Source organism: Collinsella sp. AM31-2AC (assembly GCF_003469285.1).
In the GTDB taxonomy this organism is placed as follows: domain Bacteria; phylum Actinomycetota; class Coriobacteriia; order Coriobacteriales; family Coriobacteriaceae; genus Collinsella; species Collinsella aerofaciens_AT.
This window is the reverse complement of the sequence record NZ_QSJB01000004.1, coordinates 108277-133296: the sequence shown is the minus strand read 5'-3', so window position 1 is coordinate 133296 and position 25020 is coordinate 108277. Positions and strand designations below refer to the sequence as shown.

The following is a 25020-nucleotide window of genomic DNA, read 5'->3' as shown; positions in this document are numbered from 1 at the left end:
CTGCCATTTAGTTCTCCCCCTTATCCTGCTTGCCCAGATACGCCTCGATAACAGCGTCGTTGTTCTGGATTTCCTCGGCCGTGCCCTTGGCGATGACCTTACCAAAGTTGAGCACGCAGATGCCCTCGCAGATGTTCATAACGAGCGACATATCATGCTCGATAAGCATGATGGCAATGCCAAAGGTGTCGCGAATCTTGACGATGTTCTCCATGAGCTCGGCGGTCTCGGACGGGTTCATGCCGGCGGCAGGCTCGTCGAGCAGCAGCAGCTTGGGGTTGGTGGCAAGCGCGCGGACGATCTCCAGGCGGCGCTGAGCGCCGTAAGGCAGCGAGCCGGCCTGTTCGCTTGCCAGATGCTCCATATCAAAGATGGACAGAAGCTCCATGGCACGCTTATGGGCGGCCTTCTCGTGCTTCCAGTACGTCGGCAGGCGCAGCACGCCCTCAAAACCGGAATAGCGCTCCTGGTTGTGCAGACCGACCTTGACGTTGTCCTCCACCGTCATGGTGTTGAACAGGCGGATGTTTTGGAACGTACGGGCGATGCCCATGCGGTTGACCTGATAGACCGACTTGCCCGAGGTGTCCTCACCGTCGAGCAGGATGGTGCCGTGCGTGGGCTGGTACACCTTGGTGAGCAGGTTGAAGACCGTGGTCTTACCGGCACCATTGGGGCCAATCAGGCCGGCGATCTCGGTCTTGCCGATAGTCAGGCTAAAGTCGTCGACTGCCTTAAGGCCACCGAACTCAATGCCCAGGTGGATGCACTCGAGCGCCGGGCGCTGGCCCAGATCGCGATCGGGAACGATGGCGCCAGAAGGATACGGGACCATCTTGCCCTTGTTGAACTCAAATTTACTGGGCATCGGCTGCCACCTCCTTCTTGGAAGCAAAACGGTCCTTGACGCGACCGAAGAACGCTTTAAGCTGCGGGTTGTTGGTAAAGATCATGACCAGGATCAGCACGATGGCATAGATGAGCATGCGGTAGTCCGAGAACTGACGGAGCAGCTCGGGAAGTACCGTGAGCAACGCCGCTGCGATGACGGAGCCGCGCATATTGCCCAGACCGCCCAAGACCACGAACACCAGAATCAGAATCGACGTGTTGAAGTCGAACTTAGTGGCGGAGAGCTGCGAGAAGTTGCCGCCGAAGAGGGCTCCGGCAGCGCCGGCGAGAGCGGCGGAAACCACGAAGGCGATCATGCGGTACTCGGTGACGGAGATGCCTACGGACTCGGCTGCAATCTTGTTATCGCGCACGGCCATGATGGCACGGCCGGTACGGCTGCGCACCAGGTTGAGCACGATCACGAGTGCGACCATGACCAAGATGGCACCGGCAAGGAAGGTCGAGTACGTCGACACGCCCGAGGCGCCCTGGGCGCCCTTGATGATGGCGGTGCCGTCCTCGAGCAGGTGCAGGTCGTCGATCGTGGAGTTGCCCGTGATGTTAAAGATCACATGCAGGCCGCGGGAGTCGACGCCCACGATAAGGCAGGTGACGATCTCTTTGATAATCTCGCCAAAGGCCAGCGTCACGATGGCCAGGTAGTCACCGCTCAGGCGCAGGACCGGGATGCCAATCAGGAAGCCCAAGATGGCAGCGGCGATAGCGCCGACCACAATGCTGATGACAAGACGTATCGGATCGGAGGGAACGGCGCTCTCGAGGGCGACCGCGGTAACGATGCCTGTATAGGCGCCGACGCTCATAAAGCCCGCGTGGCCCAGCGACAAGTCGCCCGCGATGCCGACGACGAGGTTGAGCGAGATGGCCATGACGATGTAGGCCGTAATGGGAACCAGCTGACCGGCGATCATGCGCGGGATCATGTGGTTGGACTGCATAAAGAACACGATGGCAAATGCCACGATGCACATGGCGTACGTGACAAAGTCGTGACGCGTCTGCTTGTCTTTAAGAAACTTCATAACGCTCACCTACACCTTCTCGGGGACGTACTTGCCCAAGAGGCCGGCAGGCTTGACGAGCAGGACGATGATCAAAACACCAAAGACGATGGAGTTGGCAAGGCTCGTGGAAATATAAGCCTGTGCCATCGCCTCGATGATACCGATGAGAATGCCACCGACAAAGGCACCGGGAATGGAGCCGATGCCACCGAAGACAGCGGCATCGAAGGCCTTGATGCCAGGCATGGCACCCGTCGTGGGCTGCAGCACCGGCGAGTAGGAGCACAGCAGCACGCCGGCGATGGCGGCAAGGGCGGAGCCGATGGCGAACGTCATCGAGATGGTGCGGTTGACGTTGATGCCCATGAGCTGAGCGGCGGCCTTGTCCTCGGACACGGCGCGCATGGCTTTGCCCATCTTGGTCTTGCCTGTAAAGAACATCAGGCCGGCCATGATAACCAGGCAGGCGACGATGGTGACGAGCGAGACGGCGCTTACGTTGAACTTGGCCAAGAACTCCGGCACCTGGAAGGTGACGAGCGAAGTGAAGTTCTTGGGCGTGGCGCCCCACAGAAGCTGCGCGGCGTTCTGCAGGAAGTAAGACACGCCGATGGCCGTGATCAGAACGGCCAGAGGGCCTGCTTGGCGCAGCGGCTTGTATGCCAGACCCTCGATGAGAACACCGAGAACCGTGCAGACCACACAAGAGAGAATTACAGATGCCCAGCCCGGGAGGCCGAGATACGACGTGGCGCAGAACGAGACATAGGCACCGACCATGATGACGTCGCCGTGAGCGAAGTTCAGCATCTTGGCGATACCGTAGACCATGGTGTAGCCCAACGCGATGATGGCGTAGACGCTGCCCATGGACAGGCCGTTGACCAGGTATTGGATAAAGACTGTCATGTTCCACATCCCCCTTTCGAATAGGTTTCCAGTTGATGTATGAAACAGGGACGTTACACTGTCCCTAGATACCAAGCAAGCAGGGAAGGCCAAAACCTCCCCTGCTTGGGATCAAAACCGCTCTATGTAAGGCGGCCTATTAGGCCTGTACGTACTTGCCGTCGGTGATGACGTACGCCGTGGGCTCCTTCTGGACCTGACCCTTATCGTTCCAGGTGAGCTTGCCGGTCAGACCGTCAACGGTAATCTTGAGCATAGCCTTGGACAGCTTCTCGGCGACCTCGGTCGGGTCGGCGTCGACACCAAGACCGGCCTCCTTGAGGGCCTCGGCCACCGCGTGCACACCGTCGTAGGCGTCAGCGGCAAACTGGTCGGGGGTATCGCCGTACTTATCCTTGTAAGCGTTGACGAAGTCGGCGTTCTTCTCGTCGTCGGCAGAGAACGGGGTCATGAGCAGCAGACCCTCGGCAAGAGAGGTGTCGAAGCCCTCAACGCCCAGGATGCCGTCCATGCCGTCGCAGCCCATCATCTTGACGTCGTAGCCCATGTCCTTGGCGTTCTTGAGCAGGACGGAGGCCGGGGTGTAGTAGATCGGCGCAAAGATCATGGTGGCGCCGGCCTGCTTGGCCTTGGTCAGCTGGTTGGTAAAGCTCGTGGCGGAGTCGTCCTTAAAGGTCTCCTCGTCGACAATCTCGAGCTTGGACTCAGCAGCCTGAACCTTAAAGGCATCCGCGACACCCGAAGAATAGGCGTCGCCGGAGTTATAGAACAGCACGAACTTCTCGTCCGCATACTTCTGCGCCAGGAACTTGGCAGCGTTGACGCCCTGGTTGGGGTCGGTGAAGCAAACCTGGAAGACGCAATCCTTGCCGTCGGTGACGTCCTCGGAGGACGCGGACGGGGTGATCATGAACGTCTTGGGGTCGTTACCACACTCGGCGGCAACGGCAACCGACGCGCCCGTGGTGGTCGGGCCGACGAGGGCCTGCATGCCCCAGTCGAGCAGGGTGTTGAAGGCGTTGACGGCCTTCTCGCCATCGGCCTGGTCATCCTCGGCCTTGCTGGCAAGCGGCAGCTCCTTGGTGGAGAAGTCCTTGCAGCCAAGCTCGACGCCCTGGGTAACAGACTTGCCGTAGGACGCGTTGGCGCCGGTCAGCGGGCCGATGGTGCCGATCTTAAACGAAGCGTCGCCCGACGCGGAACCGCTGTCGCCGCCGTTGGAGGAGCAGCCAGCTAGAATGGACATCGCCCCCAGACCTGCTGCGCTCGCGATAACGCTCCTGCGATTCATAACAGGGTTCAATGACTTACCGGTGAGGCTCGACATGCGGCTCTCCTCTCAAATCTCGTCGGGTTTTGGTTGCCCGACAGGCCATCCTTCGCCGTGTTCGGCGTTCGCAAAATAGTAGACGCTTTAGTTAGGAAAAGTGGCGATTATTTCAACTTTTCTTTGGATTTGTTCATTTATCCATGTTTCTGCGTATTTCTATTATTTTATGCAGTAATGCCACTTTATTATGTAAAAGTAATGTTTCCATTCTGTTACAAGCGTCCCTGCCCTGAATAATACAGCCTCACCGGTCGCGTTTTATGCGCACTTAGGCAGCGATGTACTTGCCGTCCTGAATCACATAGGCCGTAGCAGGCTTTTCGACTTGGCCCTCGTCGTTCCACGTGAGCTCGCCCGTCAGGCCCTCGATCTTGATTTTACGCATGGCCTTGGCGAGGTCGCCGGCAATGTCGGCGCCGTCGGCCGTAATATCGATGTCTGCCTTATCGATAGCCTCGACAATCGCATGGACGCAGTCATAGGCATCGGCGGCAAACTGGTTGGGCGTCTCGTCGTAGGCGTCCTTATATGCCTTGACAAAGTCGGCGTTCTTCTCATCGTCGGCAGAGAACGGGGTCATGAGCAGCACGCCCTCGGCAAGGGAGGTGTCGAAGCCCTCAACGGAGAGCAGGCCGTCCATGCCGTCGGTACCCATGAGGGTCATGTCGTATCCCATGTCCTTGGCGTTCTTGAGCAAAACGGACGCCGGCGTGTAGTAGATCGGCGCAAAGATGAGCGTGGCGCCGGCCTCCTTGGCCTTGGTGAGCTGGTTGGTAAAGCTCGTGGAGGAGTCGTCCTTAAAGGTCTCGGTATCGACGATATCAAGTTTGGACTCCTTGGCCTGCTCGGCAAAGGCATCGGCAACACCCGAGCTGTACGTATCGCCGGAGTTGTAGAACAGGGCGATCTTGGCGTCTGCATACTTCTCGGCCAAAAACTTGGCAGCACTCGCGCCCATGGTGGGGTCGGTAAAGCAAACCTGGAAAACCGTGGTCTTGTCCTTGGTGACGTCGAGGGACGAAGCAGAGGGCGTGACCATGAGCATATCGTCGGCGATCTCGCCCGAGACAGCGACGGCGGCACCAGTCGTGACGGGGCCGACGAGCGCTTGCATGCCCCAGTCGCACAGGGTATTGAAAGCGTTGATAGCCTTCTCGCCGTCGGCGACGTCATCCTCGGACTTAAGCGAGAGTTTGAGGTCCTTGGTCGAGAAATCCTTGGCGGCAAGCTTGGCACCCTTCTCGGCCGAAACGCCATAGGTTGCCGCGGCGCCGGTCAGAGGGCCGATGACACCGATCTTGAAGGTCTTGCCGTCATCGGCGGTGCCGCCGTCCGAGCCACCCGACGAGCAACCAGCGAGTGCTGCGGTGCTGCCGAGCGCCGCAGCGCCGGCGAGAAAGTTCCTACGGCTGAGCGTGCTGTTGATGTTGAACATGGTGTCCCCCTTTTTCGCTGGCCGCGGTGCGGCCGTCTTGCGGTACAGGGCAAACCTTATGGCGCAAACGTTGACAGTTTGTTACGGAAGTCCGTTTGTAGCGAGCGTGTTTCCAATGTTTCCGCAGCGTTTCGGGGGTGGCGTTTTGTGCGGCTCCTGTTGCCTGGCGAGCACGCGCCCCCGGTTCACGCTAGAATGCACTCAACCTTTAAGCGGTTAATCCATCCATAAGATGCACGAAGGAGCTATCTATGAGCGAATCCCTGCGTACCGTGAACGTCGGTCTGATCGGTCTGGGAACCGTCGGCGGCGGCGTGGCCCGTCTGATCAAGAGCCACCACGATGAGTACCTGGCAGCCTACGGCATCGACCTTAAGCTGACCCGCGCCTGCGCGCTTGCCTGGGAGCAGGCCGAGGCAGCCGGTATTGAGCGCGAGGCCTTTACGAGTGACTGGCATGACGTCGTCACCGACCCAGCCGTCGATATCGTCGTCGAACTCATCGGCGGCGAGCACCCCGCGACCGAGATCTTCACCACCGCCTTTGAGCACGGCAAGCACGTCGTCTCTGCCAACAAGGCCCTGCTGGGCCGTCACGTCGAGACGCTTGCCGAGAAGGCGCGTGCGTGCGGCGTGCAGATTAAGTGCGAGGCCAGCTGCGGTGGCGGCATCCCCATTGTCAGCACACTCGAGCACGACCTGGTGGGTAACAAGATCCTGACCATCGCCGGCATCCTCAACGGCACCACCAACTACATCCTGTCGCGCATGGACGCCGAGGGCGCCGATTACGCTGACGTGCTCGCCGACGCCCAGGCTAAGGGCTATGCCGAGGCCGACCCGTCCGCCGACGTCGACGGCTTCGATGCCGCCAGCAAGACGGCCATCCTCGCCTCCATCGGCTTTGGCACCCGCGTTACCACCGATGATGTGTACCAGCAGGGTATCCGCACCATCGGCGCCGAGGACATCGCCCAGGCCCGCGAGCTCGGCTACACCATCAAACTGCTCGGCATCGCCCGCAACACCGACGCTGGCGTCGACGTTCGCGTGCATCCCACGCTGATCCCCGCAGACCATATGCTCGCCAAGGTCAACGGCGCCATGAACGCCGTCTACGTGGTAGGCGACGCCGTGGGCGAGACCATGTTCTACGGCGCGGGCGCAGGCTCCTTCCCCACCGCGAGCGCCGTCGTGGGCGATATCCTGTCGCTCTCCGAGCAGATCAGCCGCGGCGTGGCTCCGCTGCCCGAGATTGAGCCCTATGGCCACAACCTCGCCTTTAAGCCCATGGACGAGCTCCAGACCAAGTACTATGTGCGCCTGAAGGTCGCCGACCGCGTGGGCGCCCTGTCCGAGACGGTCGACATCTTTGCCAAGCATAACATCTCGATCTCGCTCATCAACCAGGTCGAGGACGGCAAGTCGGGCGTCAGCGATGCCTGCTCGGTCATCTTCCTGACGCACCGCGCGCTCGAGAAGGACGTCCAGGCTGCCGCCGCCGAGCTTGCCAGCGTCGGCTGCGTGGCCGAGGTCGCCAACGTCCTGCGCATCGAGGACGTTGAGGCTTGGACCGAAGGCGTCATGGCGAACTAGTCCAGTCCTTGGCACACAACATAGCACCTGAGGGGCTCCCGTCCGTTTGGATGGGAGCCCCTTTGTTTGAAACCGCCCATTGCGTTCATCAAGCAAAAGTTTGAACAACTTGGCCATTCGCTGACAACCGAGGGTGCCGTTTACCGATATGCGAACGAAGTTGATTTTGCGCGCCGTTATGCTGTGCTGCGTATGTCCACCCCCGAAGAATGGAGGCACCATGTTGCTCGAGGGTAAGAAAGCAATCATCACCGGAGGCACGCGCGGTATCGGCTATGCCATCGCCTGCCGTTTTATCGAGGAAGGCGCCGCCGTCACCGTCTTTGGCTCGCGCCAGGAGACTGCCGACACGGCCGTTGAGAAGCTGACAGCCGCCTATCCCGACGCCAAGGTCTGGGGTCGCTCCTGCGATCTCACCTCGCTCGAAGCCGTGACCGAGGCCTTTACCCAGGCTGCCGCTGACATGGGCGGCTTGGACACGGTCGTCAACAATGCCGGCATCTCCCAGCGCTCGCCGCTCCTTAACTATACGGCCGAGGAGTTCGCAAAGGTCATGGACCTTAACGTCGTCGCCGTCTTTAATGGCCACCAGGCTGCCGCCAAGATCATGACCGAGGCCGGCCACGGCGGCACCATCACTACCACAAGCTCGATGGTCGCCAAGTACGGCCAGCCCTCCGGCGTCGGTTACCCCACGTCCAAGTTTGCCGTCAACGGTATGGTCCAGTCGCTCTCGCGCGAGCTCGCTCCCATGGGCATCCGCGTCAACGCCGTCGCCCCCGGCGTGACTAAGACCGACATGGTCGCCAACCTGCCCGAAGAGGTCATCAAGCCCATCATCGCCACCATTCCGCTGGGTCGCATGGGCGAGCCCGAGGATGTCGCCAACGCCTTTGTTTTCCTGGCGAGCGACATGTCCTCCTATGTCACGGGCGCCGTGCTCCCCGTCGACGGAGCCGCCCGCTCCTAAGGAGCCACAAGCTTTGGCTTCAAGCTTCAACATAGCTCAACCAAAAAGGCGCGCCGTCTGAATCAACTGCAGACAGCGCGCCTTCTCCTGTTATGAAAGGGAAACTATGTCCCAGTATTTCGGATCAGAACGGGGCACGGTTTCCCCCAGGACCTCCTTGCGGAAACTGCATCCCACTCTGAGCGCCCATTCCGGGACACAGCTTCCCAACGGCCCCCGTTTCGGAAACCACATCCCGTTCCGAGCCTTCAAAGCGGGACGCGGCTTCCCCGAGAAAGTATCGACTACTTACCGTCGTCGTCTTCGGCTTCTTCGCGCGCATAGAGCTCCAGCATGCGGCGGCGGTATTCGCGCACAGCGAGCTTGGCGCGCTCCAGGCGGCGGCGCTCACGCGGAGTCAGCTCGGACGGGTCGACCTCGTCTCCATAGGTCTTATCGGCAAGCAGGTGCGCCGCGTCCACGATGCGGGCATCGATGTGGCCGCTCGCTGCCTCGGCGGAAAGACGCTCGGCAATCGTATCGAGCGTAGGCAGGCCCTCGAATACGCGACCATGGCCATGCGAGGTCAGCAGCTCGTGCTCGCGCGCGAGCAAGCTCGCTAGGTCGTGGTGGGCGCGCAAGATGTCGAGCGCATCGGATGGATGCTCGGCAACCTCTGCCACGGCGGCGACCGGTGCGGCATCCACCACGCGGTAGAAGAGCTGCGCGAGCAATGGCATCAAGAACACCGTGATGGCACCGGCGGCAACCATGACCGACGCAATATCTTGCGACAGCGCGCCCGCGTTGACGGCAACGCTCGTAACGGCAACGATGATCGGCAGCGCCGTGGTGCAGTACAGGGCCACGGTAATGCGACCATACGCCGACACATCGCGCGTCGCAGGACAAATGCTCATGGAAATAAGAATAGGCACGGCACGAATAATCAACAACGCCACGATAAAGCCCACGAGCAGACCCGGGCGCGACGCCACGGCCGTCAGATCGATCTTTGCGCCCGATACGGTAAAGAACACCGGAATCAAAAAACCGTAGGCCAGACCGTCGAGCTTGGTCTCGAGCGTATGGTTGCCCTCGGGGATGATATAGCGCAGGACAAAGCCGGCGGCAAAAGAACCCAACACGATGTCGAGATCAAAGACGGCCGAGAACGCCACGAGCGTGACCAGGATGAGCACCGTCAGGCGCACGAAGGTCTGCGACGTGGTATCGGCGCGCTCCTCGACAAACGCAAAGAAGCGGCTGCCGACGCGCTTGGAGCGGCTTGGGACCACGGCCAGCAACACGCAAACCACCGCAAACAAGCCAAGGATTACGAGCGTTTGGATGCCAGTGCGGGCAGACAGCAGCACCGACATGGCGAGCACGGGACCGAGCTCGCCCCAAGTGCCATACGCGAGAATCGAGTCGCCCACGCGCGTGCCGGTGAGCGAGCGCTCGCGCATGATGGGCACAAGCGTACCGAGCGCCGTCGAAGTGAGGGCAAGCGTCACGGCGATACCGTCGAAATGACTGACTGAGAACCACGGGGTAAAGCGCACGGCAAGCCAGGCGATACCAAACGTGACGACCCACGTCGCCAAGCCGTAGCGCCCCTCGACGCCCGTGATGCTCTTGGGGTCGATCTCAAAGCCGGCAAGCAGGAACAAAAAGGCCAGGCCCAGCTCGGACACAAGCGAGACCTCAGCATCTACATGGATGACGCCGAGCATATGGGGTCCCAGCACCGCGCCGAACACGAGCAAAAAGACCGTCTCGGGAACGGGTTTTCCGGAAATCGCCGAGGCGATGAAGGGGCTTGCAAAGGCCACGAGTGCGATGATGGCGAGCGAAACAAATGCCATGTGATGCCTTTCTCTTGTTTGCGCTCCACTGTAGCACCCTCGCCGTCCTCAACGCGCCGTGAGCTGTCGTATCATAGTGAGGTTTACAAACATGTGGCTCAAGGCGACCGCGAGGCTTGCCCCGCAAACCGACCGCTGCCGCATACCGTACCGTACGCCCAACCGATCAGGAAGGCAGGAACCAATGGTCTCTCGTATCTACGTGGAGAAGAAACCCGGGTTCGACGTCGAGGCTCAGCAGCTCAAGGGCGAGCTGACCGAGATTCTCGGCATCAAGGGCATCGAGGCCCTGAGGATCATCAACCGCTACGACGTCGAGGGCATCGACGAGGAGCTTTTCCGCTCCTGCGTGCCGACCGTCTTTAGCGAGCCCCAGGTCGATGTGACCTACAACGAGCTCCCCGCAAGCGACGGCGCCGTCTTTGCCGTCGAATTCCTGCCTGGCCAGTTTGACCAGCGCGCCGACTCCGCCAGCGAGTGCGTGCAGCTCATCAGCCAGGGCGAGCGCCCCGCCGTGCGCTCCGCCAAGGTCTATATGATCTCGGGCGCTCTGGACGAGGCCGCCATTGATGCCATCAAGCACTACGTGGTGAACCCCGTCGAGGCGCGCATCGCCTCGCTCGACCTGCCCGAGACGCTGTACATGGAGACCCCCGAGCCCCAGCCCGTCGAGGTGCTCGACGGTTTCCGCGAGCTCGACGAAGCCGGCCTTGCCGCCTTTATTTCCGAGCGCGGCCTTGCCATGGACGAGGCGGACATCGCCTTCTGCCAGCAGTACTTCCGCGATGAGGATCGCGACCCCACCATCACCGAGATCCGCGTGATCGACACCTACTGGTCCGATCACTGCCGCCACACCACCTTCGGCACCGTCCTGGACGACGTGACGATCGACGACGCCGTGGTGCAGCAGGCCTTCGACCGCTACATGGAGATGCGCCACGAACTCGGTCGCGACACCAAGCCCGTCTGCCTCATGGACATGGGCACCATCGGCGCCAAGTACCTCAAGAAGACCGGCGTCATGACCGATGTCGACGAGTCCGAGGAGATTAACGCCTGCACCGTCAAGGTGAAGGTCGATGTCGACGGCGAGGACCAGGACTGGCTGTTCCTCTTTAAGAACGAGACCCACAACCACCCGACCGAGATCGAGCCCTTCGGCGGTGCCGCCACCTGCGTGGGCGGTGCCATCCGCGACCCGCTGTCGGGCCGCAGCTACGTGTACCAGGCCATGCGTGTCACCGGCGCCGGCGACCCCACCGTCCCCGTGTCCGAGACGCTCGAGGGCAAGCTGCCGCAGCGTAAGCTCGTGACCACTGCTGCCGCCGGCTACTCCAGCTACGGCAACCAGATCGGCCTTGCCACCGGTCAGGTCAACGAACTCTATCACCCCGGCTACGTCGCCAAGCGCATGGAGGTCGGCGCCGTCGTGGGCGCTACCCCGGCAAACCACGTGCGTCGCGAGTGCCCCGCCCCCACCGACAAGATCATCCTGTTGGGCGGCCGCACCGGCCGTGACGGCATCGGCGGTGCCACCGGCTCCTCCAAGACCCAGAACACCGAGTCCATCGAGACATCGGGCGCCGAGGTCCAGAAGGGCAACGCCCCGGTCGAGCGCAAGCTGCAGCGCCTGTTCCGCCGCGGCGATGCCTGCCGTCTGATCAAGCGCTGCAACGACTTTGGCGCCGGCGGTGTCTCGGTCGCCGTAGGCGAGCTTGCCGACGGCCTGTATGTCGACCTTGATACCGTGACCAAGAAGTACGACGGTCTTGACGGCACCGAGCTCGCCATCTCTGAATCCCAGGAGCGCATGGCCTGCGCCGTCGCCGACGGTGACGTCGAGGAGTTCATGGGCTACGCCGCCGAGGAGAACCTGGAGGCAACCGTTATCGCCGAGGTTACCGCCGAGCCGCGCATGCGCATGGCCTGGAACGGCGTCGCCATCGTCGATCTGTCCCGCGAGTTCCTCAACTCCAACGGTGCGCCCAAGCACCAGGTCGCCCACGTCTGCGCCCGCAGTGTGTGGCAGCCCAGCTGGGCCGGTACCACGCTCGCCGAGCGCATGACCTCGCTCGTCACCGACCTCAACGTCGCTTCCAACAAGGGCCTTTCCGAGCGCTTCGACTCCACCATCGGCGCCGCGACCGTGCTTATGCCTTTTGGCGGCAAGACGCAGCTCACCCCGAGCTCGGCCATGGTCGCCAAGTTCCCCGTGGACGGCGAGACCACCACGGCGAGTGCCATGGCATGGGGCTTCAACCCCTATTTGATGGAGGCCGACCAGTTTGCGGGCGCCTACCTGTCCGTGGTCGAGTCCATCGCCAAGCTCGTTGCCGCCGGCTTTGAGCACAAGCGCGCCTACCTCTCCTTCCAGGAGTACTTCGAGCGCCTGCGCACCGAAGCAGAGCGCTGGGGCAAGCCCATGGCTGCCGTCCTGGGTGCCCTTATGGCCCAGGTCGACCTGGGTGCCGGCGCCATCGGCGGCAAGGACTCCATGAGCGGTTCGTTTGAGGACGAGGCCGGCGAGCTCAACGTTCCGCCGACCCTGATCAGCTTCGCCGTCGCCGTGGGCAAGGCCGCCCGCGCCGTCTCGCCCGAGTTCAAGGGCCTCACGCACCGCGTCGTCCGCATCGCCCCCGCCACCTATGGCGAGGACTACCGCCCCGATGCTCAGCAGCTGCTCGCCGCGTTTGACGCCGTCGAGGCGCTCACTGCTACCGGCAACGCCCTGGCCATCTCCACGCCCGGCTACGGCTGCGGCGCCGAGAGCCTCTTTAAGATGTGCGTCGGTAACCAGATCGGTATCGAGCTTGCCGAGGATGTAGACGTGGAGAGCCTCTTCACCCCGCTCTACGGCAGCTTTATCGTCGAGCTCGCCGATGACGCCGAGCTGCCCGAGGTCGCCGACGGCGTTGTCGTCGAGCCCCTGGGCACCACCGTCGAGGGCTATGTCATCGACACCGGCTCCGAGGTCATCGAGCTCTCCGAGCTCCAGGAGGCCTGGGAGAGCGGCATCGAGGGCGTCTTTGCCTACCGCAGCGCCGACGAGACCCCCGAGGTCGAGACCATCGACTTCCGCGCCAAGGATATCCACGTGTACGGCGGCGCCAAGATCGCCCGCCCGCGCGTGATCATCCCCGTGTTCCCCGGCAACAACTGCGAGTACGACAGCGCCCGCGCCTTCCGTGCCGCCGGTGCCGAGGCCGACACCTTCGTGATCAACAACCTCACGCCCGAGGCCGTCGCCGAGAGCACCCGCGAGCTTGCCCGCCGCATCCGTGCAAGCCAGATCGTTATGATCCCCGGCGGCTTCTCGGGCGGCGACGAGCCCGACGGCTCCGCCAAGTTCATCACGGCGTTCTTCCGCGCTCCCGAGGTCACCGAGGCAGTCCGCGACCTGCTCAAGGCCCGCGATGGCCTGATGCTGGGCATCTGCAACGGCTTCCAGGCCCTGATCAAGCTCGGCCTGGTGCCCTACGGCGACATCGTCGACGCCACGCCCGATACGCCCACGTTGACGTTCAACACCATCGGTCGCCACCAGAGCCGTCTGGTGCGCACCCGCATCTCGTCCAACTTGTCCCCGTGGCTGTCGCAGTGCAGCCTGGACGACCCCTACACCGTCGCCATCAGCCACGGCGAGGGCCGCTTTGTCGCCAATGACGAAGTGCTCGCCCAGCTGATCGCCAACGGCCAGGTCGCCACGCAGTACGTGGGCGAGAACGGCAAGCCCAGCATGGATCTCTCCGTCAACCCCAACGGCTCCGCACTCGCCATCGAGGGCATCACGAGCCCCGACGGCCGCGTCCTGGGCAAGATGGGCCATGCCGAGCGTCGCGGCGACAACCTGTACCGCAACGTGCCCGAGCATGTCCCCGGCGATAAGTTCATGCCGATCTTTGAGAGCGGCGTGGCCTACTTCGCTTAAACCTTTCCCATCGGGTACAATCCCCTCGGGTAACAACACCCGCCACCGACACATCCGGTGGCGGGTTCTTTTTTGCTTCGCGCATGCAGGAAGGACATCATGGAAAGCCGCAAGCCGTATCTCGCCACCCTGCCCGGACTCATCCTGGGCTGTCTTGTTTGCTGTGCACTCTGGGGATCGGCCTTTCCCTGCATCAAGATCGGCTACGCACTCTTTGGTATCCCGGCGCACGATAGCGCCTCGCAGCTGCTCTTTGCGGGCTTGCGCTTCACGCTTGCCGGCGCCCTGGTTATCGTTGGGATGAGTGCGGCCCAACGCCGCCCCCTCATTCCGCAGACTCGCGACATCAAGCCCATCTTTGTCTTGTCGCTCTTCCAGACTATCGGGCAGTACTTCTTTTTCTATCTGGGCCTCTCGCGCGCCAGCGCCATGTCGAGCTCCATCATCGAGGCCAGCGCCAACTTCCTCGCAATCCTCTTTGCCGCCCTGGCATTTCACACCGAGAAGCTCAATACGGCCAAGGTGCTTGGCTGTGCGCTGGGCTTTGCCGGCGTCGCGCTCGTCAACCTCTCGGGCGCAGATGGCACCTTTGGCTTCAGGCTCGATGGCGAGGGCTTTATCCTAGCCTCCACTGTCGCGGGTGCTCTTTCGACCTGCCTGATCGGCATCTTCTCGCGCAAGCACGACGGCGTCTTGCTTGCCGGGTGGCAGTTCTTGGTCGGCGGCCTGGTCCTCACCGTCATCGGCTTTTTGATGGGTGGCGTGCTCTCCCCCACGGCGATTGTCCCCGCCATCGTGCTCATCATCTACATGGCGCTTATCTCCGCGGTCGCCTACTCGCTGTGGTCGCGCCTGCTTGCCGTCAACCCCGTCAGCCGCGTCTCGGTCTTTGGGTTTATGAACCCGGTCTTTGGCGTACTGCTGAGCGCACTGCTGCTTGGCGAGGGCGCCGGCACGAGCCCCGTTACCGTCATCGTTGCCCTGCTCTTGGTCTGCAGCGGCATCATCATCGTCAACAAACCCAAAAAAGCCTAGCGAACTGCCCTTATTTAGCAGAGAGATTCACATACTTTAGTTTAATGGAGTACATCGGTGAGCTGAAGGCCACCACGCACGCAAGCGTGCGCCCCTTTTTCTAGCGTATCTGGACGCCGGCTTTCTTTTTCTCGGCCTTGACACGGTAGAGCTCCGCATCGGCAGCGCGAAGCAAGTCTTGCCAGGTATCGACGCCATCACCAACCCGTGCGTAGCCGATGGACATCCGCAACAGATACGGAACCTCGGCGCGCGCGAGCTCATCGTTGATTGTCGCGCACAGATGCATGATATCCTGTTCCGCCACTGCCTTTTGGAGCACCACGAACTCATCGCCACCATAACGTGCGATAAAGCCGCCAGACGCCGAGCAGACCTCTTTGAGCGCAGCAGATATGACCTGGAGGGCATGGTCGCCCTCCACATGTCCATAGCGATCGTTAATCTGCTTAAAGCCGTCAGCGTCCATCATGAGCAGATACGCATCTTCGGCCTGATCCACATTTGAGAAGAGCGACGGCATATAGGTCTCAAAACGGTTGCGATTGTTGAGGCCAGTCAACGGGTCGGTCGAGATGAGCTGCTCCTGGTAGACGATGTAGAGCAGCAACATGCTAATCATTATGCCGACACAAAGGCCGGGCACCGAGTATACGACCTGAAAGGTACCGCCCACCAGGGCCGGAATGGCGAAAAATGCCAAGGTTCGATAGATGGCCTTCGTCTGCAGGCTCTCGACCCTGCGAGATTGCACAAATGCATGCAGGGACGTATGTATAACGTAACAGTAGCTGACGATGGGCTGGATCATATAGGCAAAGCCGCGACGATACACGCCCTGCGAATCGATATAGAACAGGGCGTGCGTCCAGTAACTGGTAAACGCCAGCACGACCACCAGAGCCGTAGGCAACGCTACAAGCACCACCCTATAGCGCGAGGTCAAAAGGCGAGAACCCTGCACCGTCTCGGAATAGATAAACCAAATGAGACACGCGATAGCAAAGAGCGAAAACGAAACCGCGTTGGAAATCCAGTTGGCAGCAATGCCCAACGTGCCGTCCACACCGTCCGAAAGCGTCCAGATCATATCGAATAATATGTACGCGGCAGAGGTGTAGCCAAGCATGCTAAACAATAGCTGCTGGGTGCTCGAGAACAAGGAGCGACGACTTCGCACGGCAAGCCCGATAAGAACAATCATGCATAGCACGAATATCTCAATCTTGAGTGCCTTAACCACTAGCGCCATCCCTTCAATACCCAAGTGGTCAGAATCGCCCAATTCGAATCAGGGCAATAAACACCCCTTTACTCCACAGGGGTAAAGGGGATAATAGCAGAGCGCCCGAACATCACTGCAAAACAGTTTCTGTTCGGGCGCCCATACGGCGCGAATTGCACACGCCGGCATCATTGATGGGTATCGATTGCTACTCGCCATCGATGTCAGTCGCGACGGCCTCCTCTATGGCCTCGACACCGACAGGCGACAGATCCTCCTTGCCTTGGCAGAACTTCTTGTCGACCCAGCCAGTCAGAATCGGAGCCATGATCGCCGTGATGATAACGGCGGTGGCGATCTGAGCGTACGCGATGGGCGCAAGCTCGGCGTAGCGCGGTGCGACCTCGGCGAGGGCAACCGGTGTGGTCATAGCCGTGCCGGCGATGGTGGAGCAAGCCACAGCGGCCTTGCCATTGCCGCCGCACAGACGCTCGAACGCAAAGGTGATGGGACCGACGACAAACAGCGTGACAAGGCCCAGCAAGATGCCGGAAATACCGCCGGTGATAAAGCTCGACAGGCTCATGGACGCACCGAGCTGAAATCCGATGACGGCAATCGCGGGATTGGCACCGGGAACCAGCAGGTTCTTGATAAACGGGAACAGGTTGCCCAGAACCATGCCAATAACGAGTGGCAAGATGGAGCCGATAATGGTGCCAATGGGAATGTTGGCGAGGCCGGAAACACCGAGGATGATCATCGTGACGGCGGGGCCAGCCGTAAAGAACAGGATACCGACGGCGCCCTGCTCAGACTCATCACCGAACTCGCCCATGATGCCCGTATAGAGCGCCATGTTGCAAAACGTGATGCCGCCGATGATAGACACGGAGCTCAGACCCAGGAAGTTGTCGTTAAAGAAATATGCCACGCCCAGGCCGAGAGCCGCTGCGACGACCAGCTTGGGGATCAGCACGACGATACCGGTCTTGATGGCACCCGGCGTGGACTTAAAGCTGATGCCGGCGCCCACAAACAGCAGGATCGCGGCGACGATGGCATTGGAGCCACCGCGGCAGGCAGCCGTAAAGAAGCCGCCGATCTCAAAAACCTGCGGGCAGAAGGTGTTGAGCAAAAGACCGACGATCATCGGATAGATCATGATGTCGCCCGGGATGCGCGGGACCTTGAATTTCTTTTGCTCGTTGGCGGTCGCTTCCTGTGCCATGAAACCCCCATTTCCGCTGACGGGGTACAAAAGCCCACGTCACGCTTTGCTACAGTAAAGTTTGACCATGGTACCAGAAGAAATAGACCAGCTCGGTGAAAAACTCGACAAGTTGGGATGGAACGAGATTCGGCGCCCGCGACGCCACCCCTATATAAGGCTCAAGACGATATAGAACACGATTCCCGAAACGCAGCACCACAGCATCGACTTTGTCTTGATTGCCACCGCCACGACGCCGGCAGCCGCAATCCAGGGAACCAAGGCAGGCCAAAGTCCCGCGTCGAACGCGCCGGGGCTCACCAAGTCGTTGGCGACCAGCGCGGCAAAGGCAGCGGGCGGGATATAACCCAGGGCCTCGGTAATGCGGGGCGACAGCGTTCTCCCGCGCAAGGCGAACGCCGGCGCGATGCGAAAGAACGCGATAGCAGCCCACGACGACAGCCACAGAACCAAGAACTCGTTAACGGGCATCGCGGGCACCTCTTCCGTCAAATACGGCATCGCACGCCAGCGCAATGGCAATGCCGACCACGACGCTTGCCGGCACGGCAATATTCGTGAGGCCCAAGAACTTGCATACGGCGACGGACACCGCGCCCGAAACCGCCGCGACAACGTTGCCGCGCGACAGCCGCTGCGAAAAGAGTAGACAGATAAAGAGCGACGTGCAGACAAAACTCGCAATAGCGGTGGGAACATCGACAACGGCACCGACGATGGCACCCATCGTGCACGAAGCGCCCCATGTCGCGATGAGGATCACGTTGAGCACAAAGGATTCGCGCGGGCCCCAATCCTCCCCCTCAACCAGCTTGGCAAGCGAGATGCCGTATGCCTCCTCGGTGAGCGTCGCGGCAACAGCCAGCGTCTGACGCTTCGAGGCGCCCGCCAGATGGGGTGCGATCGATGCCGAATAAAGTGCAAAGCGCGATGAGATGGCGGCGACGCTCGCGATAATCGAAGGTGCCGGTACGCCCGCCAGCCAAAGATTGCAGATCATAAACTGGCCGCTGCCCGTCACAAACGTGCTGCTCAGAGCAAAGACCATCCAGGGCTCCATTCCCGTCTGCCCCATGATCATTCCGCACGGCGCGCCTATCGCAACATAGGTAAGCATCACCGGCCAGACGGTTCTAACGATTTTGAGCACCATACGCTTCTCATCCTGACAAGGTCTCCGAGCCGCATGTAGCGACATGGCAGAATCATCATCCGACAGCAACCGAGTTCACCTACAATTGCCACCGGATCGAAAGACACAACTTTTTAGGAAGTCATTATGACAGCTATCGATCGAGACCGGGCGCGCGCGGCCTTCAAAAGCTACACCGATGCCTACGACGCCACCAATCCACGCATCGCGCTCAAAATCGAGCATACGTACCACGTGGCCGAGGCATGCGATGCCGTAGCGCGCGAGCAGGGCTGGTCGTCAGAAGATATTGACCTGGCATGGCTTTGCGGCCTGCTACACGATATGGGCCGCTTTGAGCAGCTGCGGCGCTGGGACACCTTTAAGGACGCCGAGAGCATGAGCCATGCGGCGCTGGGCATCGAGGTCCTCTTTGGCGAGAATCCCGCCGATGCACCCGCCGTAACGAGCATCCGCGACTTTATCGATGACCTGGCAGAAGATGAGCTCATCCGAGCGAGCATTGCCTATCACAGCGATTTCCGTCTACCCTCGCAGCTCGACGAGCGCACGCGGAGCTTCTGCGATATCGTGCGCGATGGTGACAAGATCGACATTATGCGCACCATCGCCGACAGCACCGTCGACACCATCCTCAAGGTTGATGAGGACACATTTCTCGCCAGCCGGTTCTCGACACCGGCACTCACCGCCTTTGACGAGCATCGCTGCGTCGCGCGTGACGAGCGCAACGAGCCGGCGGACTACCTGGTGGGGCTCATCTGCTTTATGTTTGAGCTCGTCCATCCGGCAAGCCGTGCACTGGCGCGCGAGCAAGGCGATATCTATCGCCTGCTCGACGCGCCCTTTGGCATTACGCGACCCTTTACCGACCCCGCCGCGCAGGCAACCTGGAGCCGCCTTAAGGACGAGCTGCGCCGCTGGCTGGCAAGCGCTTAGCACTCGAGCTGAGCCAGCAGTTCCTCAACGATCTCAACGGCATCGCCGACGACCTTGTACTGGGCGGCACCGAAGATGGGGGCATCCGGGTCCTCATTGATGGCGACAATGCACTCCGCCCCACCGATGCCGGCGAGATGCTGGATAGCGCCCGAGACACCGATGCTCACGAGGAGCTTGGGCGAGACCGATACACCCGTCTGGCCAATTTGGTGGCGATACTCCAGCCAGCCGGCCTCCACCACGGGGCGCGTGCAGCCAAGCTCGGCACCCAGAGCCTCGGCAAGCTTTCGCATCAGCGGTAGGTTTTTCTTGGAGCCGATGCCGCGGCCCACCACGACTAGACGCTCGGCATCGGCAATTGAGGCCTGCTGTCCCCACTCCTCGGCGGGAATCGAGATCTCGACACGGGCCTTAACGTCATCCGCTAGCACTACCTGGGCAATCGTGCCGGAGCGGCTATAGTCAAACTCGGGCGCCTTAATGATGCCGGGGCGCACCGTTGCCATCTGAGGACGGTGGTTGGGGCAGATAATGGTGGCCATCAGGTTGCCGCCAAACGCCGGGCGCGTCTGCTGCAGCAGACCCGTCTCCGTATCCATCGAAAGCACCGTGCAATCGGCCGTAAGGCCCGTCTGCAAGCGCACGGCCACACCGGGCGCCAGCTCGCGACCAAAGGCGGTCGCGCCGTACAGAATGGCCTCGGGCTTGCGCTCGGCTACCAAATCGCAGATCAAGCGGGCGTAGACCTCCGCGTCGTTCTGACGCAGGCGCTCGTCACGACAGACCAGAACTTCGTCCGCACCGGCGCAAATCAGATGCTCCAGGTCCCCGAGTGAGCCCTCAGGGCTCATGCCGACCAGTGCCACCAGACGGCAGCCGCGGGCATCGGCAAGCTCGCGCCCCTTGCCCATGAGCTCGAAGGCCACGGATGCAACGGCATCGTGCTCGTCAGTCTGCACGAAGATCCAGATGTCTCGATATGCGTCAAGGTCTGCCGCGCCGGCGGCCTCGTCGCGCTCAATCGAGATGGCGTTGACGGGGCAGGCGTCGACGCACCCACCGCACAGGATACAGCCGTCGGTTACGCGGGCACAGCGATTGGGGCGCTCACCCTCCACCACAATGCCGCCCGAGGCGCAGGCGCGAACGCAGCGACCGCAGCCGATACAGGCTTCGCCATCGATAATCAGCCCGCTCATCTATGCCATCCCCTCGATAATCTTGGCAAGTTTTACCGCCTGCTCGGACGCCGTTCCCTCAACGGCCTCGCACGTTTGGTCACGGTCGGGCACAAACGAGCGCACGACCTGCGTCGGTGATCCGGCAAGGCCGCAACGCGAGGGATCGGCGTTTACGTCGGCAGCGCTGGCCACACGCACGTCTGCATCCTCGGCCGCGCGAATACCGGCAATACTCGGCATGCGCAGCTGGCCAATCTCCTTGGCGGTCGTCATCGCACACGGCATCTCCAGGTACACCGTCTCCTCGCCGGCATCGCAGCCGTGGACGAGCGCCAGCGAGCCACACGTCGTAAATCCCGCGCTCTGCACACAGCTCACGTCGGTCACGCAGGGGACCCCAAAGGCGCCGGCCAGCTCGGGGCCGATCTGGGCCGTATCGCCGTCCACTGCCATCTTGCCGCAGATGAGCAGGTCAAAGTCCTCATCGAGTGCCTCGATGCCGCATTTGAGGGCATAGGTGGTGGCTAGGGTATCGGCGCCCGCAAAGGCTCGGTCGGTCAGCAGCAGCGCGTCGTCGGCACCGCGGGCGATGCAGTCGCGCAGCAGCGACTCGGTCGCGGGGATGCCCATCGACACCACCGTTACGCGCACGTCCATGCCAAAGCCGATAAAGTCGTCTTTCAGCGCCAGCGCGCATTCCAAAGCGCTCGCATCAAAGGGATTAATGACCGCCTGCTTGCCATCGCGCACGATGGTATTGGTCTTGGGGTCCATCTTGACCTCGGTGCTGCCCGGCACGGCCTTGACGCACACCACCATATGGAAATCGCTCATCTTCACGCGCCCCCTTTCTGGACGAGCTCATCCAAGAGCTTCTCCGCAAACAGGTTGCCGCGACCCAGCTGCCCGTCGGGATCGAGCTGGAGCTTGAGCCGCGCCGACTCGACCATGGCCTCGTGACCGTACATCGTCTCCAAGAAGCCCGCCTTGATCTTGCCGACGCCGTGTTCTGCGGAGACGGCGCCGCCCATGGCCGTGACCTCGGAAGCCCACTGGGCAAAGAGTTCTCCGCCGCGGCGATAATCCTGCGCATCGCGCGGCAGGATGTTCACATGCAGATGGTTGTTACCGATGTGCCCCCAGGCGGCAGATTCAAGCCCACTTTCGGCCAACGTGCGGCGATAAAGGGCGATGACATCGGCAAGGCGTGCATTGGGCACCGACATATCCGATCCCAGCTTGGTAATGGTGGGGTCGGTGCGGCGACGCTCGTCGATGAGCATGTTGACGCTCTCGGGCACCGCGTGGCGGAAGAACCGCTGGCACTCGCGATCGACTTCGGTGCGGGCGACCCATGTCGCATCGTCGCGGCCGCCCGCAAGCTCCAGCACCCATCCCAAGTGGTACAGCTCCTCGGTCGCCTGCGCCTCGTCATCGCAATCGAGCTCCACGTAGACACATACCTTGGCCTCTTTGTCGAGCGCCGGCAGCGAGGCAAACGCCGTCGACTGCTCGCGCTGGCGACGTAGAATATCCAGGGCGCCAGCATCGAAGTACTCGATGGCAGCCGCATGGGACAGGACAGGGCGCACGGAATCGGTAAAGGACACCGCCTTGTCCTCGCTATCGAAAAAGCAACTCACACCCCAAACGACCGCAGGCGCCGCCTGCAGGGCAATCTCGAGCTCGGTGATAACGCCGAGCGTGCCGCACGCGCCGATAAAGAGGTCGATGGCGTCCATATCGTCCGCAACGAAATAGCCTGAGGCATTTTTTGTCTCGGGCATGGTATAGCCGGGAAGATCGAGCTCGAGCGTACGGCCCTCTGCCGTCACGAGCGACAGGTGGCGGCCCTGGGCAAAAGCCTCGCCGCGCTGAAGCTCAAGCAAATCGCCATCAGCCAGCGCGACGTGGAGTCCCGTGATATGCGGGCGCATGGGGCCGTAAGCGTAGCTGCGGGCGCCGGAGGCGTTGCATGCCGCCATGCCACCTAGACAGGCAGATGCCTCGGTGGGATCGGTGGGAAAGAACTGCTCGGGGGACTCTTGGAACTCCTCGTAGGCCTCAAGCGATGCCTGGTCCCAACCAGCGGTCGGCAGTACCTTCTTGCTCAGCTGCTTACGCAGCTCCGAGAGCACAACGCCCGGCTCCACGCGCAGCAGAAATTGGCCTTGTTCATCGCGGCGAAGGCCCAAGTAGCGATTCATACGGGAAGTATTGAGGATATGCCCACCGTGGGGCACGGCACCGGCGGCAAGGCCGGTTCGGGCGCCCTGAACCGTTACCGGGACACGCTCGGCATGAAGCGTTTCCAAAATGGCACGGACCTCGTCTTCCGTTGTCGGAAACGAGATGCTCGATGCTTCGCCCGATGCACGAGATTCATCGCGGCCATACTCTTCGAACTCATCGGTGAAGGGTTTAATGGTTGCAGACACGCGAACTCCCCCTTTAGCTAACTACAGTGTTTGCAGGGAGATGTTACCGCATCGTTTCGTCGACGTGTTCGAGACCGTCTCCATAATTGGCGATTTTTACGTTTGTGCAATTCGGCGAACGGCAAGGCTTCCTCGGCAGACGATGCTTTTGACACATATCGCCCCGCCGTCGCCGACCGCTCGATTGTCGCTCGAAAAAAGTTGAAGTAATTTTTTCCACCTTTTACCTGCGGAGATGTCAATCCGTCAAGCATTTGGTCAGAAATTGGTCAAGTAGCGGCTGATACGGTCGGCGTCGACAGCCAAAACCGATAGAAGTTTGGCCCCAGAAGCAGGGAGGTTCCCATGGCATATTACTGGCCCCAGTACGGCGTCGCCATCGAGGTCGACGACGATCCCTATCTCCTGCCTTTCGACGAAGAGGCGTTCCCCGATACGGCGGTCTACCACGTCACCACCGATGTTATCTGCGACCCCGAGTCGTTCTCGGCGCTCGCCCACCACATCGCGCGTATCCACGACATCGAGCTCCCTCACGACTTTGACGAGCTCATCTACTCGCGCCGCCTGATGCTTCACATGCTCTTTGGAGCGGACCCGTCCACGTTCGCACGTGTCTACACCACCAAGGACGCCGCATGAGTGCGAAGAAGCCGCCCCGCCTTGCAGGACTGGGGCGTCGCAAGAAACTCGTCGTTGTCTGCCTGGCTATCGTCTGCGCCCTCATCGCCGTAGGGCTATACGCCTGGCAGTCGCAGCCCGTGCCCGAAGCGGGCGCCTCAGTCACGACGGCAGAGGGTAAATCGCGACAAGAAATCCAAGATGAGCTCGATGTCATCGTCCGCGACAACATGATGACGATTTCGGTCGCGCCGGTCGCTCAGCTACAGGAGGACGGCAAGCTGCGCGTCAACGTGCAAAACGTCCAAGACAATAAATTTCCCCAGCGATTCCGCGTCATCCAAAACGACGAGACCATGTACGAATCCGGTGTGGTCGAGACCGGCAAGACAATCGAGACGTGCCCCGCCGGCGACATCAAAGAAGGCGAGGCGTACATCGAGATCCAGGCACTCGATGCCAAGACCCTCGACAGCCACGGCAATCCGACACGTGTCAAGGTACGGGTTGGGCAAGCCGAGAACTAGCTTTTTCGGCCGACGCGGCACCGCACGCAATTCACCAGCATTCGTCCAATCATCGCGGGGACGGCCCGCGGCGAATAGAAAGGAACGACCATGGACATCACCAGGAACATGAACGGAGCCAGAGCGCTCGTCGTGGGCGCAGGGCTCGCGCTCGCGCTCGCAATGGGCGCCGCCCCGACGCCAGCTCTGGCAGCCGGGCGCGTTGGAACCACGAAAGTAATGGTCAGGACCGAGATCGACAACGTAGAGTTCAAAGTTCCGACGGTTATTCCCTTCGTCGCCAAGGCCGACGGCACGCTTCAGGGCCCCTCAGAAGACGCGACCACCATCGACAATCATTCGGCCTACGGCATCCATGTCACCAACATGAAGATCGACGCCATGAACACCTGGACCATTGCCGCCGACGCCAAGGCCGGAACCGCGCAGAATTCCATCGACTTTAAGGTCGGCCCCGACGGCGCACTCCAGAACGCCAGCGCCGCAATGCAGGAGACGGGCCTCGATCTTTCCAAGAATGCAGCCTTCGACATGGGCTACCAGGGCATTGCCGGCGGCACGGACAAAATTAAGCTCAAGACAAGCGGAAACGTCGCCCGCGTCACGCGCGACATCTTCCGCGTAACCGGCGAAGGCGATCAGGTTGCAACGATCACCTGGACGGTCGAGCCCGGTGCGCACACGGCATAAGGCCGTCGCCCTGGCCGCCGCCGTCAGTATCCTAGCGT

General features: G+C 61.3%; 21 protein-coding genes. 8 read left to right on the top strand and 13 right to left on the bottom strand.

Annotation, left to right across the window (positions count from 1 at the left end):
* Positions 1 to 7: 7 nt before the first annotated feature.
* The 5 genes from DW796_RS02970 to DW796_RS02950 all read right to left on the bottom strand — a co-directional run bounded on the left by DW796_RS02970 (position 8) and on the right by DW796_RS02950 (position 5593).
* Positions 8 to 868, bottom strand: coding sequence for an ABC transporter ATP-binding protein (locus tag DW796_RS02970; protein ID WP_118094233.1), 861 nt, complete (start codon positions 866 to 868; stop codon positions 8 to 10).
* Positions 858 to 1937: a branched-chain amino acid ABC transporter permease gene (locus DW796_RS02965; protein ID WP_117635469.1), complete on the bottom strand. Its 1080-nt coding sequence runs from the start codon at positions 1935 to 1937 to the stop codon at positions 858 to 860. The genes DW796_RS02970 and DW796_RS02965 overlap by 11 nt, the downstream gene beginning before the upstream one ends.
* Positions 1938 to 1946: 9 nt before the next feature.
* A complete protein-coding gene (locus DW796_RS02960; RefSeq protein WP_117582912.1) occupies positions 1947 to 2828 on the bottom strand; it encodes a branched-chain amino acid ABC transporter permease in 882 nt (293 codons plus the stop codon).
* Positions 2829 to 2967: 139 nt separating this feature from the next.
* Positions 2968 to 4155, bottom strand: a complete 1188-nt coding sequence (locus DW796_RS02955) for an ABC transporter substrate-binding protein (RefSeq protein WP_117582911.1) — start codon at positions 4153 to 4155, stop codon at positions 2968 to 2970.
* A 271-nt stretch (positions 4156 to 4426) separates the two neighbouring features.
* Positions 4427 to 5593: an ABC transporter substrate-binding protein gene (locus tag DW796_RS02950; protein WP_089573311.1), complete on the bottom strand. Its 1167-nt coding sequence runs from the start codon at positions 5591 to 5593 to the stop codon at positions 4427 to 4429.
* Between the two features lie 251 nt (positions 5594 to 5844).
* Between DW796_RS02950 and DW796_RS02945 the strand changes: the two genes are divergently transcribed.
* Together DW796_RS02945 and DW796_RS02940 are read left to right on the top strand one after the other, a co-directional pair.
* On the top strand, positions 5845 to 7188 hold the full coding sequence (locus DW796_RS02945) for a homoserine dehydrogenase (protein ID WP_089573312.1): 1344 nt from the start codon (positions 5845 to 5847) through the stop codon (positions 7186 to 7188).
* 220 nt (positions 7189 to 7408) lie between these two features.
* On the top strand, positions 7409 to 8158 hold the full coding sequence (locus DW796_RS02940; RefSeq protein WP_089573313.1) for an SDR family NAD(P)-dependent oxidoreductase: 750 nt from the start codon (positions 7409 to 7411) through the stop codon (positions 8156 to 8158).
* 284 nt (positions 8159 to 8442) lie between these two features.
* Here the strand turns inward: DW796_RS02940 and DW796_RS02935 are convergent, their stop codons facing one another.
* On the bottom strand, positions 8443 to 10005 hold the full coding sequence (locus tag DW796_RS02935) for a cation:proton antiporter (RefSeq protein WP_118094232.1): 1563 nt from the start codon (positions 10003 to 10005) through the stop codon (positions 8443 to 8445).
* Positions 10006 to 10189: 184 nt separating this feature from the next.
* Here DW796_RS02935 and DW796_RS02930 point away from each other — a divergent pair, with 184 nt between their 5' ends.
* Together DW796_RS02930 and DW796_RS02925 are read left to right on the top strand one after the other, a co-directional pair.
* Positions 10190 to 13936: a phosphoribosylformylglycinamidine synthase gene (locus DW796_RS02930; RefSeq protein ID WP_118094231.1), complete on the top strand. Its 3747-nt coding sequence runs from the start codon at positions 10190 to 10192 to the stop codon at positions 13934 to 13936.
* Between the two features lie 99 nt (positions 13937 to 14035).
* The gene (locus tag DW796_RS02925) at positions 14036 to 14971 is read left to right on the top strand and encodes a DMT family transporter (RefSeq protein WP_118094230.1); all 936 of its coding nucleotides are present in this window, start codon (positions 14036 to 14038) and stop codon (positions 14969 to 14971) included.
* Between the two features lie 100 nt (positions 14972 to 15071).
* Here the strand turns inward: DW796_RS02925 and DW796_RS02920 are convergent, their stop codons facing one another.
* The 4 genes from DW796_RS02920 to DW796_RS02905 form a co-directional block, all read right to left on the bottom strand.
* A complete protein-coding gene (locus DW796_RS02920; RefSeq protein WP_158567678.1) occupies positions 15072 to 16214 on the bottom strand; it encodes a diguanylate cyclase in 1143 nt (380 codons plus the stop codon).
* A 190-nt stretch (positions 16215 to 16404) separates the two neighbouring features.
* Positions 16405 to 17427, bottom strand: coding sequence for a 2-keto-3-deoxygluconate permease (locus DW796_RS02915; protein ID WP_117776079.1), 1023 nt, complete (start codon positions 17425 to 17427; stop codon positions 16405 to 16407).
* A gap of 150 nt (positions 17428 to 17577) precedes the next feature.
* On the bottom strand, positions 17578 to 17901 hold the full coding sequence (locus tag DW796_RS02910) for an AzlD domain-containing protein (protein WP_118094228.1): 324 nt from the start codon (positions 17899 to 17901) through the stop codon (positions 17578 to 17580).
* The gene (locus tag DW796_RS02905; protein WP_255413550.1) at positions 17891 to 18547 is read right to left on the bottom strand and encodes an AzlC family ABC transporter permease; all 657 of its coding nucleotides are present in this window, start codon (positions 18545 to 18547) and stop codon (positions 17891 to 17893) included. Before DW796_RS02905 ends, DW796_RS02910 begins: the two co-directional genes overlap by 11 nt.
* A gap of 162 nt (positions 18548 to 18709) precedes the next feature.
* Here DW796_RS02905 and DW796_RS02900 point away from each other — a divergent pair, with 162 nt between their 5' ends.
* The gene (locus DW796_RS02900) at positions 18710 to 19522 is read left to right on the top strand and encodes an HD domain-containing protein (protein ID WP_118094226.1); all 813 of its coding nucleotides are present in this window, start codon (positions 18710 to 18712) and stop codon (positions 19520 to 19522) included.
* Here DW796_RS02900 and DW796_RS02895 read toward each other — a convergent pair.
* From DW796_RS02895 to DW796_RS02885, 3 genes are read right to left on the bottom strand one after another with little or no spacing between them, the layout of a single operon-like run.
* Positions 19519 to 20724: an electron transfer flavoprotein subunit alpha gene (locus DW796_RS02895; protein WP_118094225.1), complete on the bottom strand. Its 1206-nt coding sequence runs from the start codon at positions 20722 to 20724 to the stop codon at positions 19519 to 19521. The two genes, DW796_RS02900 and DW796_RS02895, sit on opposite strands and share 4 nt — an antisense overlap.
* Positions 20725 to 21540, bottom strand: coding sequence for an electron transfer flavoprotein subunit beta/FixA family protein (locus DW796_RS02890; protein ID WP_089573320.1), 816 nt, complete (start codon positions 21538 to 21540; stop codon positions 20725 to 20727).
* 2 nt (positions 21541 to 21542) lie between these two features.
* Positions 21543 to 23144 carry an FAD-binding oxidoreductase gene (locus tag DW796_RS02885; RefSeq protein WP_233539645.1) on the bottom strand — a complete coding sequence of 534 codons (1602 nt, stop codon included), beginning with the start codon at positions 23142 to 23144 and terminating at the stop codon, positions 21543 to 21545.
* A gap of 345 nt (positions 23145 to 23489) precedes the next feature.
* On the opposite strand from DW796_RS02885, the gene DW796_RS02880 reads away from it, so the two are divergent.
* The 3 genes from DW796_RS02880 to DW796_RS02870 all read left to right on the top strand — a co-directional run bounded on the left by DW796_RS02880 (position 23490) and on the right by DW796_RS02870 (position 24982).
* Positions 23490 to 23786: a hypothetical protein gene (locus DW796_RS02880; protein WP_089573322.1), complete on the top strand. Its 297-nt coding sequence runs from the start codon at positions 23490 to 23492 to the stop codon at positions 23784 to 23786.
* A complete protein-coding gene (locus DW796_RS02875; RefSeq protein WP_118094224.1) occupies positions 23783 to 24292 on the top strand; it encodes a hypothetical protein in 510 nt (169 codons plus the stop codon). The genes DW796_RS02880 and DW796_RS02875 overlap by 4 nt, the downstream gene beginning before the upstream one ends.
* A 90-nt stretch (positions 24293 to 24382) precedes the next feature.
* Positions 24383 to 24982, top strand: a complete 600-nt coding sequence (locus DW796_RS02870) for a hypothetical protein (RefSeq protein WP_089573324.1) — start codon at positions 24383 to 24385, stop codon at positions 24980 to 24982.
* The last annotated feature ends 38 nt before the right edge of the window (positions 24983 to 25020 follow it).